The following is a 12,587-nucleotide window of genomic DNA, read 5'->3' as shown; positions in this document are numbered from 1 at the left end:
CCGAGGATCTCAGCATGCCCCCTGCCAACGCAATTGCCGGCCTGCAAACGGACGCGCAACGGTCCGCCCATATACGGGCCCAGGTGCTGGCCCACGGCATCGAGCTGCGCCAGCGCTATCCCCTGCTGCGCCACCAGGACGCCCTCGGTGTGGCCATTCTGGCCCTGGCCCTAGGCGGGATGCTGGGTTCGGCGGCGCTGTACTTCGACGGTCACCTGGCCGGCTGGGCCTGCGTGCTGCTCAACGCCTTTTTCGCGTCCCTGACCCACGAGCTGGAACACGACCTGATCCACTCCATGTATTTCCGCCAGCGCCGGCTGCCGCATAACCTGATGCTGGCGCTGGTCTGGCTGGCGCGGCCGAGTACCATCAACCCCTGGGTGCGCCGGCACCTGCACCTCAATCACCACAAGGTGTCGGGTACCGAGGCCGACCTCGAGGAGCGGGCCATCACCAACGGCGAGCCCTGGGGCCCGGCACGCCTGCTGATGGTGGGCGATAACATGATGTCGTCGTTTATCCGCTTGTTGCGGGCCAGGACCGCTCGCCACAAATGGTCGATCCTCAGCCGCACGCTGAAGGTCTATGCGCCCCTGGGCCTGCTCCATTGGGCCACCTGGTACCTGTTCCTCGGCTTCCACGCCATCGATGGCCTGGGAGCCTGGCTGGCCACGCCGCCAGCCTGGTCGGCCAGCACCCTGCAGCTGATGGCGGTGGTCAATGGCGCCGTGGTGGTGCTGGTGGGGCCCAATGTATTGCGCACCTTCTGCCTGCACTTCGTCAGTTCGAACATGCACTACTACGGCGATGTGGAGCCGGGCAACCTGATCCAGCAGACCCAGGTCCTCAATCCCTGGTGGCTATGGCCGCTGCAGCTGTTCTGCTGCAACTTCGGCAGCAGCCATGCAATCCATCATTTCGTGGTCAAGGAGCCCTTTTACATCCGCCAGCTGAGCCTGCCGGTCGCCCACCGGGTGATGCGCGACATGGGCGTGCGCTTCAACGACTTTGGCACCTTCACCCGGGCCAACCGCTGGACCCGCCGCGCCGAACGGCAGTCGACGACGCCCCACGCCGCGACCCTGACCGGCAGCGAATAACCCCACCGCCGCCGCGTACCTCGCCTCAGGGGCGGGCGACGGGCTCCAGCCGCGGTTCGGCGAACTCGCTCAGCACCCGCTCTGCGGTGTTGTCGCTGTCCGCGGCGAAGACCACCCCGAGGATGCGCCGCGGCGCGCTGCCAAAGGCGGCGATGGCGTCGCTGCGCAGATCGCGGCGCTCCGTCAGCCATTGCCCCAGGGGCGCTTCCGGACCGCGCAGCACGCGCATCTCCACCGTCTCGGTATAGGCGCTGCGGGCCGCGGTGCCGGGGGCCTCGCGGTTGTCCCAGACGTAGCTCAGGGTAGCCGCCGGCAGGTCCGGGTCGAAGAAGGCGCGGGCCAGGCGCAGCTTCTGCCGGGTGACGAACGACAGGCTGTCCAGCGGGTAATCGAGCAGCACGTAGACCCGGGCCACGTAGTCGTCACCCTCGCGGGTGGCGAAGCGCGCCGTCTGCAGGGACTGTTCGGTGCGCCACTGCCAGCTCAGTTGCCAGGCCGTGGCGCCGTCCAGGTCCAGGGGATGCAGCAGGCCGCCAGCGGCGGCCTCGGCCTCGATGCGCAGGACGGGCCGACCCTGCTGCTGCTCCAGGCGGCGAACCGAAGGCTTGAGCTTGGGGATATCCGCCAGGCGCCAGGGCGACGACCATTCGCCAGCGGGCGGGCCGGCGGTCCAGGGCGTGAGGCGGTTGTCGGCCAGGGCCAGGGGGGCAAACACCCAAAGGAGCAGCGCCAGGACGCGCATCATCCCCGCCGCCAGGCATGAAAACCCTCGACCCAGCGCAATAGCCGCTGTGGTGCATGGGCGCGCTTCCATTCGCCGGCCACATACTTGTTGGCCTCGGCCAGGGTCGGGTAGCTGTGGAGGGTGCCGAGGATCTTGTTCAATCCCAAGCCGTGTTTCATCGCTAGCACGTATTCGGCCAGCAGCTCGCCGGCCTGCTCACCGACAATGGTCACCCCGAGAATGCGGTCCTTACCGGGCACGGTCAGCACCTTCACGTAACCCCGGGCGACGTCGTCGACTATGGCGCGGTCCAGGTCCTCGATGCCGTAGCGGGTCACTTCGAAGGCAATCTTCTGCAGGCTCGCCTCGGTTTCCGAGAGGCCGACGCGGGCCACCTCGGGGTCGGTGAAGGTGCAGGCCGGGATCACCCGGTAATCGACCTTGAAACGCTTGAAGCCGTGGAACAGCGCATTGACCGCCGCATACCAGGCCTGGTGCGCCGCCACATGGGTGAACTGGTAGGGACCGGTGACATCGCCCACCGCGTAGATATTGGGAAAACGCGTGGCCAGGTAGTCGTCGGTTTCCAGGGTGCCGTTGGGTCGCAGCGTCAGACCCAGGGTCTCGACGCCGTAGCCGCTGACATTCGCCACCCGACCCAGGGCCAGCAACAGGCAATCGAAGGCGATGGTCACCTGCTCCCCGGTGTCCAGCCGCCGGGCGATCATGCGCTGCTCGCCGTCGATCCGCTCGAAGCGTTCGGCGCGGTGCTGCAGGCGCACATCCACCCCATCGGTCCGCAGGCTCTCGAGCACCCGCGCGCTGGCATCGGGGTCCTCGCGCGTCAGCAGACGCTCGGCCAGCTCGACCTGGATCACCTGGCTGCCGAGGCGCTGGAAGGCCTGGGCCAACTCGCAGCCGATCGGCCCGCCGCCCAGCACCAGCAGCCAGCGCGGTTGCTCGCGCAGCGCCCAGATGCTGTCCGAGGTGAAGGCCTGCACCTGCTCCAGGCCGGGGATGGTCGGTACCAGGGGGCGCGCCCCGGCGGCAATGATGATGCTGCGCGCGCTCAGGCACTGGCCGTTGACGCTGACCGTCCAGGGCGAGATCAGGGTCGCCTGGCCCTGAATCACCTCGACCCCCAGCCCGGTGTAACGTTCGACTGAGTCATGGGGCTCGATCGCGCTGATCACCCGCTGGATGCGCGTCATGACCGCGGCGAAATCCACCCGCGGTTGCAGCGCCTCGAATCCTAGCGCCTCGGCCTGGGTCAGCGCGTGGGCCAGTTTGGCCGATCGCAGCAGGGCCTTGGAAGGCACGCAGCCGCTGTTCAGGCAATCGCCGCCCATCCTGTGCTTTTCGATCAGGCTGACCTTGGCCTTGACCGCGGCGGCAATATAGGCGCTGACCAGGCCCCCGGCACCGGCACCGATCACCAGCAGGTTGCGGTCGAAGGCCTTGGGTTTGTGCCAGCCGGCATAGACCCGGCGTGCCTGCAGCCACCCCAGCAGCTTGCCGGCAATCAACGGGAACAGCCCCAGCAACACGAAGGCACCGAGCAGCCCCGGCGAGAGGATTCCGCTCAGCGAATCGAGCCGGCCCAGCTCGCGCCCGGCATTCACATAGACCAGGGTGCCAGGCAGCATGCCGAGCTGGCTGACCCACCAATAGCGGCGCACCGGCAGGCGGGTCAGGCCCATGGCCAGGTTGATCAGGAAGAACGGGAACAGCGGCACCAAGCGCAAGGCGAACAGGTAGAACGCACCTTCGCGCTCGACCCCCGCATCGATACCCGCCAGGCGCGGACCAAAGCGCCCCCGTACCCAGTCACGCAGCAGGTAACGGCTGCTGAGCATGGCCAGGGTGGCCCCCAGGGTCGAGGCGAAGGACACCAGCACAAAGCCTTGGAGCAAGCCGAACAGGGCGCCGGCCAGCAAGGTCATCAGCGCCGCCCCCGGCAGCGACAGCCCGGTGACCGCCACGTAGGCCAGGAAGAACAGCCCGGCTGCGGCCCAGGGGTGCGCCTGCACCTGGGCCGCCAGGGCCGCCTGCTGGGCCTTGAGGGCCTGCAGATCGAGATAATGGCCCAAGTCGAAGGCGAAAAAACTGCCGATCGCCGTCAGCAACAGCACCAACAGGAGCAACTTGCGGCTATTCATCGGGTTTCCCGCTCAGTGCATGGGGCAAGGCACGCCGCTGGGGTCACGCCGGAGCGGTCGAGCACGACAGTTGGCGCGCAGGCCAACCGCGGCGCGTTTCGAGGCGACCTCAACAACAGCCGCCGCTGGCATCGGCCAGCTGGGGGTCGAACGGCAGCAGGCTGCCGCAGCCGGCGAAGATGCCGTAATGGGTGGAGAAATCGCCGATAAACTGGAAATGCTCGGCAAAGCGCGATTCCTTGAGCATGCGGTAGGTGTTGCCGCACACCGGGAACACCTTGCCCCGCTCGATGACATGGTGTTTGTCCAGGCGGAACGCCTGCGGCTGGTGGGCCAGGCTGCCCCGATAGACCACCGCCTGGCCATAGTCCTCGCACGCCGGTTCCAGGCCCTCGAGCTTGAACAGGCGGTAGGTCGCGCTGAAAAAGCCGATATGGCCGATGCGCTCGGCGATACGCGGGTTGTTCAGCTGCAGCGGACGGTCTTCCACCAGGCGCGGGTCGGCAAAGCCGGCGGCCTTGGCCAACCCCAGGAAATCCCCCCAATAGAGCGCGCCGGACAGGCATTCGCCATAGAGCTCCGGGTCCGCGGCCAACTCCGCCGGCACCCGGCGATCGGCATAGACATCGGAAAAATACAGCTCGCCCCCGGGCTTGAGCACCCGCCAGGCCTCTCGCAGCACCCGCGCCTTGTCCGGTACCAGGTTGATCACGCAGTTGGACACCAGCACGTCGAAACGCTCGCTCTCCAGGCCCAGGCGATCCAGCGCCTCGATCTCGCCCTCGAGAAACTCCAGGTTGGACTCGGCGTAGCCGAATGCCTCGGCATGGTAGGCCTGATGACGGCGGGCCACGGCCAATTGCTCGACCGTCATGTCGACCCCCGTCACCCGCCCCGACTCACCGACCAGGGCCGACAGGCAGTAGGCATCCCGACCGGCGCCACAGCCGAGATCCAGCACCGTGCAGCCCTCGAGGGCGGCCGGGGCGATCAGGCCACAGCCGTAGTAACGGCTAAGCACCTCGTCATGCAGCCGGCCGAGGATCCGCTTCACATACTCGGGGGGCGCCGCGGTGGTGCAGCAGGCACTGGTCTGCAGGTCCGCCGAGGACTGCAGGGTCTGGCCGTAATAGGTCTTTACCTGTTCGTGCATAAAGCGGGTCCTTGTCGAAGGTGCGAGCGATGCCTCAGGCCAGGGCGCCGGAACAACTGGAGCCCTGGCCCGCGGTGCAGGCGAAACAATGATCACGGGTGGCGATGGGGTTGCCGTCCAGCCCCGTCTGTAGCAAGTCGCGCAGGTGGGCGCGTTCGCGCCCGATCAATGCCAGCGGCAGCTCGAGCATCTGGTTGAAGTCGCAATCGTACAGGTAACCCTGCCAGTCGACGCTGACCAGGCTGCGGCACATCAGCGGCGCGAGGTTTTCCGCACGGTAACTGTCGCGCAGCAATTGCATGTAGTCGGTGAACTGGCCACGGCTGACCAGGGTGCTGCCAAAGCGCGCGATCGGCTGGTTGGTGATGGTCAGCAGATGGTTGAAATGGATGCCGAAATCCTCGGCCAGGTGACGTTTATAGTCGAGTTCCAGCGCTTGCTGGGGCGGCGGCAGGCTGGGACCCTGAGGGTTGTACACCAGGTTGAGCAGCAGCCCGCTGTCTGGCTGGCCATAACCCAGCGCGTTGAGTTGGCGCAGACCGGCGATGCTGGCATCGAAAACGCCATCGCCACGCTGCTGGTCGACGTTGCCACGCGAATAACAGGGCAAGGAGGCGCTGACCTCGACCCGCTGGTCGGCGAGAAAGTCTGCCAGGTCTTCCTGGTCTGGCTCGCTGAGAATGGTCAGGTTGCAGCGGTCGATCACCCGCAGGCCTTCGCGCCGCGCATGCCGCACCAGCTCGCGGAACCGCGGGTGCAGTTCCGGCGCCCCGCCCGTGAGGTCTAGGGTCTCCACCGGATGGGCATCGATGACCTGGTGCAGCACGGCCAGGCACTCGTCGGTCATTGCCTCGGTGCGGTTCGGCCCGGCGTTCACATGGCAATGCAGGCAACGTTGATTGCAGCGGTAGGTCAGGTTGACCTGCAGGGCCTGCAACGCGCCGCGACGGATCGCGGGAAAGGCCAGCTGGTCGAGCAAGGGCAACATGGCGTGCACGGTAGACTCCTGCGGGGCCAAGGCAGAAGACCCCTGGCCGGGTGAACCTGTTACAGCGGAATTGCCCGGCGCCTCCCGGCCCCGACACCCATCCGTTGGCTGTTTCGGGCAGCGTCGATGTTACGCCTATTCGCCCACAGGCTACAGCTGACCCCGCCTGGACTTGGCGAGGCCGTTGATGGCCCGACGCCTGCCCGCTCAGCGGGCCTGCACCGATGCGCGGATGTCGCCATCGAGACGGCTGAGTGAGACTCCCCCCGCAATCAGCGAACCGGCACTCGGCTAAACTGCCTGGGCGTTATTGTCGGCCGGAACCCTTGTTCTGGCACGCGGGCGCCGTTCTCGAGGGATCATGAATGTCTGTATGCCTGCGCCTGCTACTGGTGCTGCTGAGCCTCTATGGCGGGCTGGGCGCGCGCACGGCCATGGCCGAGCTGCCGCTGCTGGATTTACGCCGCCTCGACTTGCAACACGCCGTCAGCGTGGAACACAGCCGGGTACTGGAAGACCCCGCCGGCAGCCTGCAGCCCGCCCTGGCCCTGCAGCGCTTGCGGCAACAGGGAAGCCCCATCGAGGGCAGCCCGCGCCTGGGTTACAGCGACAGCACCTGGTGGGTCGGGTTCGCCCTGCAAAGCGCCGCGGATGAGCATCTGCGGTTGATCATTGACCACCCGTTCCTCGAAGACCTCGAGGTCTGGCTGTACCGCGGCGACCAAGTCCTGGCCCAGCTGCACAGCGGCAGTCGCCTGCCATTCGACGCACGCGGCGAACCCTATCCGCACTTTATGCTGCGCCTGCCGCCATTGGGCGAAGGGCCCCATAGCCTGCTGCTACGGGTCAAAAGCCATTCGTCCCTGAACCTGCCCATGCAGCTGATCGGGGGGGACCAAAGCACGACGGTAATGGCGCGCAACTGGCTGCAAAGCGGGGTGGTGTTCGGCGCACTGCTGATGATGGCGCTGTTCCACCTGCTCAAGTACAGCGCCCTGCGCCGGCCGCAGTTGGGCTTCTTTTGCGCCACCGCCCTCAGCGTGGCGCTGTATAACGCCGCGACCCAAGGCATCGTTGGCCTGTTGCTGCAGCAGTGGCCGCGGTTCCCCTCGGTGCTGGCCGACCTGAGCGGCTCGGCGATGCTGATCTTCAGCACCTTGTTTATCTGCTCGGCGTTAAAGCTGCAGGAGCGCCGTTTGCGCTGGGCCCGCAACAGCCTGTTCACGGCCATTCTGGCCACGGCGCTGTGGGCCATCTGTGGGCCGTACAGCCATCGCGCCTACGCCCTGCTCAACAGCCTGATCCTGCTCACCGGCCTGTTCCAGCTGAGCCTGACCCTGGCCGCCGTCTGGTTGCAACGCCCCTTCGCCCGCGGTTTCCTCGCCTGCTGGGGCGGCGCCATTATGCTGATGATGCTGGTGCCGCTGAGCCGCGCCGGCGCCATTGCCACCACCCCGACGCTGAACTACCTGCACGCCTATCTGCCGGTGATCAGCGTCTTTCTGTTCGGCCTGCTCAACGGCAAGCAACTGGAGCGAATCCGCCAGGCACTGCTGGCCAGCCAGCAGCAGGCCATCGGCAACCTGGAACAGTACCAGGCGCTGTTTCGCAATGCCGGTGAAGGCATCCTGCGCTGCACCCGCGGCGGCCGGGTACTGGAGGCCAACCCGAGCTTTCTGCGCCTGTGGGGCGGCGAGTCGAAAGACCTGCTGGAAACGCCGCTGCAGCAGGTGTTTTTAGGCGTTGGCTGGACCGCCCTGAGCGCACGTTTGAGTGCCGAGCAACCCACCGTCAGCGGCGAATGCCAGCTGCACAGCCGCGGCGGCGGCCACTGCTGGGTATACCTGTCGCTGCACCTGCGCCCCGCCCAGGACTGCGTTGAAGGCATAGTGGTGGACCTGAGCGAACGCCGCGCCCTGGAAGAGCGCCTGCAACGCCTGGCGGCGCACGACTCCCTGACCGGACTGCTCAACCGCCGCGAGCTCGAGCGCCTGCTGCAGGAAAGCCTGGGCGCGTCACACCCGCCTTTCAGCCATTTGCTCTACCTCGACCTGGACCAGTTCAAGCAGGTCAACGACCTGTGCGGGCATTCGGCCGGCGACCAGCTGCTACGCCAGTTGGCCACGCACCTGCAGCGCCAGCTGCCAACAACCCAGGCGCAACTGGCACGGATCGGAGGCGACGAGTTCGCGGTGATGCTCGGCGCGCTGGACACCGACGCGGCCCTGTTGCAGGCGGAAACCTTGCGCCAGGCGGTCGAGCAATTTGTCTTCACCTGGGAAGGGCGGCCCTTCCGCTTGGGCGTGAGCATCGGCGTACTGGCCCTGAGCTCCGGCGTGGCCGATTGGGAAACGGCCTTGAACTGGGCCGACAGCGCCGCCCTGCTGGCCAAGCACCAGGGGCGCAACCGCGTGCACCTGTTCAATCCGGCTGACGGTGCCTTGCGCGAACACCGCCGCCAGTTGCAGTGGACCACGCGCCTGCGCGCCGCCCTCGAACAGGGACACTTCGCCCTGTATTTCCAAAGCGTGGTACCGCTGCAGGGGCCCTCGGCGGGCCAGCACTACGAGGTACTGCTGCGTTACCGTGACCCGCAGAGCGGCGAGTGGGTCACCCCCGGGCAGTTTCTCGGCGCGGCCGAGCGCTACGGCCTGCTGGGCGCCGTCGACCGCTGGGTGATCCATCACCTGCTGCAGTGGCTGGCGGCCAACCCCCGACACCAGCGGCAGTTGGCCCAAGCCAACGTCAATCTCAGTGCCGGTTCCTTGCTCGACCCGGAGTTTCACCTGTGGCTGCGGGCCGAACTGGAACGCTACCCCCTGGCGCCGGGCAAGCTGTGCATCGAGGTCACGGAAATGGTCGCCCTGGGCGAACTGGCGGTCTCGGCCAACTGGATCGCCCAGCTGCGCGAGCGGGGGCTCAAGGTGGCACTGGACGACTTCGGCAGCGGCTTCGCCTCCTACGCGTATCTGCGTCATCTGCCGTTAGACACCCTGAAGATCGACGGCAGCTTTATTCATGGCCTGGAACAGGATCCGATCAACCAAGCCATGGTCGGCTCCATGCAGCAGATCGCCACGCAGCTGGGACTCAAGACGGTTGCCGAGTTCGTCGAGAGCCAGGCCACCCTGGACTGCGTCAGGCAGTTGGGCGTCGACTACGCCCAGGGTTACCTGATCGACCGACCGCGGCCGCTGGCCGAGCTGGCCGATACCCCGACCCCAGTGTTGAACCTCGATCCGTCGAACAGCTGAAGATCGCGCCCTGGACCAGCTCGGGCCAGGCCTATAGCGCTCAGCCGCACCGAATCGACAGGGGTCCCTCAGCAAAGTGCCGCCTGGTTACAACGCCCAATAAAAAGACCCGCCGAAGCGGGTCTCTGGACACTCGACTGGGGCTTAGGCCAGTTCGTCGAAGCACTCGGCAATAATCGCCAGACCCTGCTCCAGCACCTCGTCTTCGGCGGTGATCGGCACCAGCACCCGCAACACGTTGCCGTAGGTGCCGCACGACAGCAGGATCAAGCCCTTGTCCCGGGACTTGGCCACGATCTGCCCGACCAGCGCGGCGGCCGGCTTATGATGATCGCCTCCCTCGAACAGCTCCAGGGCGATCATCGCGCCCAGGGCACGCACTTCACCAATGACCGGGTGCTTGGCCTGGATGGCCTTGAGTCCGGTGACCAGCGTTTCGCCGACCGCCTTGCAGCGATCCAGCAGTTTTTCTTCCTCGAACACGTCCATTACCGCCAGGGCGGCCACACAAGCCAGCGGGTTACCGGCATAGGTACCGCCCAGGCCACCCGGCGCGATCGCGTCCATGTATTCGGCCTTGCCGCACACGCCGGCCAGGGGGAAGCCGCCCGCGATGGATTTGGCGAAGGTGGTCAGGTCGGCGGTGACGCCCATCTGCTCCATGGCGAAGAAGGTGCCGGTACGCCCGGCGCCGGTTTGCACTTCGTCGGCGATCAGCAGGATGCCGTGCTGGTCGCACAGGGCCCGCAGGCGCTGCATAAAGGCCTTGGGCGCGACGTAGAAACCACCTTCGCCCTGCACCGGCTCGATGATGATGGCGGCGATGTCCCGGGGTTCGGCATCGTTCTTGAAGATTCGCTCGATGCTCGCGATCGAGTCGTCGACGCTGACGCCGTGCAGCTCACAGGGGAACTGCGCGCGGAAGATACCGCCGGGCATCAGGCCCATGCCCGCGGAATAGGGCACGACCTTGCCGGTCAAACCCAGGGTCATCATGGTGCGACCGTGGTAGGCCCCGGTGAAGGCGATCACGCCGGCGCGGCCGGTGGCGGCACGGGCGATCTTCACGGCGTTTTCCACCGCTTCCGAACCGGTGGTGACCAGCAGGGTTTTTTTCGCAAAGTCACCCGGCACCCGGGCGTTGATCTTCTCGCAGAGCTCAACATAGGGCTCGTAGGCCAACACCTGGAAGCAGGTGTGGGTCAGCTTGGTCAACTGGTCCTGCACGGCCGCGATGATCTTGGGGTGCAAGTGCCCGGTGTTGAGCACCGCGATACCGCCGGCGAAGTCGATAAACTCACGGCCTTCGACGTCGGTCACGCGGGAGTTTTTCGCCGACGCGGCAAAGATCGGATGGATCTGGCCAACACCACGGGGCACGGCGGCCTGGCGGCGTTGCATCAGGGATTCGTTGGTCTTGCTCATGGGTGTCCTCATTCGCCGCTCATCGGGCGGCTCAGTTCAAGGCAGGAAGTCTGTGCAACGGGCTCGGGCAGCATACGATGATCGACTGCCCGAACCCTACCGAGACTTCGGGGGGTTCGGTAAAAGCGCGTTATCGTGGTACCAGGCGGCTCAGATGCCGCCCAGGCACAGGTATTTGATTTCCAGGTAATCCTCGATGCCGTACTTGGACCCTTCGCGGCCCAGGCCCGAGGCCTTGATCCCGCCAAAAGGCGCGACTTCGGTGGAAATGATCCCGGTGTTGACCCCCACGATACCGTACTCCAGTGCCTCGGCGACGCGGAACACACGCCCCAAGTCCCGTGCATAAAAGTAGGAGGCCAGGCCAAATTCGGTGTCGTTGGACAGGGCGATCACTTCGGCCTCGTCCTTGAAGCGGAACAGTGGCGCCAGCGGCCCGAAGGTCTCTTCCTTGGCGACTTTGGCGTTCTTCGGCACATCGAGCAGGATGGTCGGCTCGAAGAAATTGCCGCCCAGACTGTTGCCGCCCGCGACCAAGCGAGCGCCCTTGCTCACCGCGTCCTCGATATGTTCCAGAACCTTGGCAACGGCCTTTTCGTCGATCAGCGGGCCGGTGGTGATACCGGCCTCCAGGCCATTGCCGATCTTCAGCTTGGCCACCGCGGCGATCAGCTTTTCGGCAAAGGCGTCATACACGCCTTCCTGTACATAGAGGCGGTTGGCGCAGACACAGGTCTGCCCGGCGTTACGGTACTTGGACGCCAGGGCGCCCTCCACCGCAGCGTCCAGGTCGGCATCGTCGAACACGATAAAGGGCGCGTTGCCGCCCAGCTCCAGGGACACCTTCTTGATGTCCTTGGCGCATTCGGCCATCAGCTGGCGACCGATCTCGGTGGAGCCGGTAAAGGACAGCTTACGCACGATCGGGTTGCCAGTCAGCTCGCCGCCGATATCGCCAGCGGAACCGGTGACCACCGACAGCACGCCCTTCGGGATGCCGGCACGGTGGGCCAGTTCGACCAAGGCCAGCGCCGAGAACGGCGTCTGGCTGGCTGGTTTGATCACCATGGTGCACCCGGCAGCCAGGGCCGGGCCGGCCTTGCGGGTAATCATCGCCGCGGGGACGTTCCAGGGCGTGATGGCGGCAGTAACCCCGATCGGCTGCTTGAGCACCATCAGACGCTTGTCCGGCTGATGACCGGGGATGGTGTCACCGTAGATGCGTTTGGCTTCTTCGGCGAACCACTCGATAAAGGACGCGGCATAGACGATCTCACCCTTGGCCTCGGCCAGGGGCTTGCCCTGCTCCGTGGTGAGGATGAGCGCGAGGTCGTCGGCGTTGGCGACCATGAGGTCGAACCACTTGCGCAGGATGATCGAGCGCTCGCGGCCGGTCAGCTTGGCCCAGGAGTGCTGGGCGACACGGGCGGCCTCGATGGCGCGCTTGGTCTCCGCCGCACCACAGTTGGGCACGGTGCCCACGACCGACCCGTCGGCCGGGTTGTCCACGTCGATGGTCGTGCCGTTGTCGGCGCCGACCCACTGCCCGTCGATATAGTTTTTATCCTTGAAAAGCGAGGGATCTTTGAGGGTGCTGAGTGCGCTGCGGGCCTGCATGACGGCGGCGTTCATGGGTACCTCCCGGGGGGAAGCTGACGAGTATATCGCTTGGCGTCGGTAGCTGTTACAAGACCGGCCGGGGGCATTCCGGGGCGCTATCATCGGTCCTTTCACCGTGGAGATCGCCCGAATGCGACGCATTGCCCCGTTCGCCGCCGCCCTGT

8 protein-coding genes are annotated in these 12,587 nt (G+C 66.1%); 2 read left to right on the top strand and 6 right to left on the bottom strand.

Going from position 1 to position 12,587, the window contains the following annotated elements:
* Nucleotides 1-14 precede the first annotated feature (14 nt).
* Complete coding sequence (locus ABWY06_RS17415) at nucleotides 15-1,100, top strand: fatty acid desaturase (RefSeq protein WP_353926836.1); 1,086 nt, start codon at nucleotides 15-17, stop codon at nucleotides 1,098-1,100.
* A 25-nt stretch (nucleotides 1,101-1,125) separates the two neighbouring features.
* Here the strand turns inward: ABWY06_RS17415 and ABWY06_RS17410 are convergent, their stop codons facing one another.
* The 4 genes from ABWY06_RS17410 to arsS all read right to left on the bottom strand — a co-directional run bounded on the left by ABWY06_RS17410 (nucleotide 1,126) and on the right by arsS (nucleotide 6,124).
* Nucleotides 1,126-1,845 carry a DUF3047 domain-containing protein gene (locus tag ABWY06_RS17410; protein WP_353926835.1) on the bottom strand — a complete coding sequence of 240 codons (720 nt, stop codon included), beginning with the start codon at nucleotides 1,843-1,845 and terminating at the stop codon, nucleotides 1,126-1,128.
* Entirely contained in the window at nucleotides 1,842-3,983 is a 2,142-nt protein-coding gene (locus ABWY06_RS17405; protein ID WP_353926834.1) for a dihydrolipoyl dehydrogenase family protein, read from the bottom strand. The genes ABWY06_RS17410 and ABWY06_RS17405 overlap by 4 nt, the downstream gene beginning before the upstream one ends.
* A gap of 109 nt (nucleotides 3,984-4,092) precedes the next feature.
* Nucleotides 4,093-5,136, bottom strand: coding sequence for a methyltransferase domain-containing protein (locus ABWY06_RS17400; protein ID WP_353926833.1), 1,044 nt, complete (start codon nucleotides 5,134-5,136; stop codon nucleotides 4,093-4,095).
* 34 nt (nucleotides 5,137-5,170) lie between these two features.
* Complete coding sequence (gene arsS / locus ABWY06_RS17395; protein WP_353926894.1) at nucleotides 5,171-6,124, bottom strand: arsenosugar biosynthesis radical SAM (seleno)protein ArsS; 954 nt, start codon at nucleotides 6,122-6,124, stop codon at nucleotides 5,171-5,173.
* A gap of 365 nt (nucleotides 6,125-6,489) precedes the next feature.
* On the opposite strand from arsS, the gene ABWY06_RS17390 reads away from it, so the two are divergent.
* Nucleotides 6,490-9,378 (top strand): EAL domain-containing protein, encoded by a 2,889-nt coding sequence (locus tag ABWY06_RS17390; protein WP_353926832.1) that lies wholly within the window; start codon nucleotides 6,490-6,492, stop codon nucleotides 9,376-9,378.
* Nucleotides 9,379-9,522: 144 nt separating this feature from the next.
* Here ABWY06_RS17390 and gabT read toward each other — a convergent pair whose 3' ends face one another.
* Together gabT and gabD are read right to left on the bottom strand one after the other, a co-directional pair.
* Entirely contained in the window at nucleotides 9,523-10,803 is a 1,281-nt protein-coding gene (gene gabT, locus ABWY06_RS17385; protein WP_353926831.1) for a 4-aminobutyrate--2-oxoglutarate transaminase, read from the bottom strand.
* Nucleotides 10,804-10,953: 150 nt separating this feature from the next.
* The gene (gene gabD, locus ABWY06_RS17380) at nucleotides 10,954-12,420 is read right to left on the bottom strand and encodes an NADP-dependent succinate-semialdehyde dehydrogenase (protein ID WP_353926893.1); all 1,467 of its coding nucleotides are present in this window, start codon (nucleotides 12,418-12,420) and stop codon (nucleotides 10,954-10,956) included.
* Nucleotides 12,421-12,587: the final 167 nt, after the last annotated feature.

Source organism: Pseudomonas sp. (assembly GCF_040514055.1).
In the GTDB taxonomy this organism is placed as follows: Bacteria; Pseudomonadota; Gammaproteobacteria; order Pseudomonadales; family Pseudomonadaceae; genus Aquipseudomonas.
This window is presented reverse-complemented; position numbering and strand designations above follow the sequence as displayed.

What these genes read in the sequence shown, in the direction of transcription:
- ABWY06_RS17415 (WP_353926836.1), top strand. Translation starts at nt 15, where the DNA reads ATGCCCCCTGCCAACGCAATTGCCGGCCTGCAAACGGACGCGCAACGG.
- ABWY06_RS17410 (WP_353926835.1), bottom strand. Translation starts at nt 1,845, where the DNA reads ATGATGCGCGTCCTGGCGCTGCTCCTTTGGGTGTTTGCCCCCCTGGCC.
- ABWY06_RS17405 (WP_353926834.1), bottom strand. Translation starts at nt 3,983, where the DNA reads ATGAATAGCCGCAAGTTGCTCCTGTTGGTGCTGTTGCTGACGGCGATC.
- ABWY06_RS17400 (WP_353926833.1), bottom strand. Translation starts at nt 5,136, where the DNA reads ATGCACGAACAGGTAAAGACCTATTACGGCCAGACCCTGCAGTCCTCG.
- arsS (WP_353926894.1), bottom strand. Translation starts at nt 6,124, where the DNA reads ATGTTGCCCTTGCTCGACCAGCTGGCCTTTCCCGCGATCCGTCGCGGC.
- ABWY06_RS17390 (WP_353926832.1), top strand. Translation starts at nt 6,490, where the DNA reads ATGTCTGTATGCCTGCGCCTGCTACTGGTGCTGCTGAGCCTCTATGGC.
- gabT (WP_353926831.1), bottom strand. Translation starts at nt 10,803, where the DNA reads ATGAGCAAGACCAACGAATCCCTGATGCAACGCCGCCAGGCCGCCGTG.
- gabD (WP_353926893.1), bottom strand. Translation starts at nt 12,420, where the DNA reads ATGCAGGCCCGCAGCGCACTCAGCACCCTCAAAGATCCCTCGCTTTTC.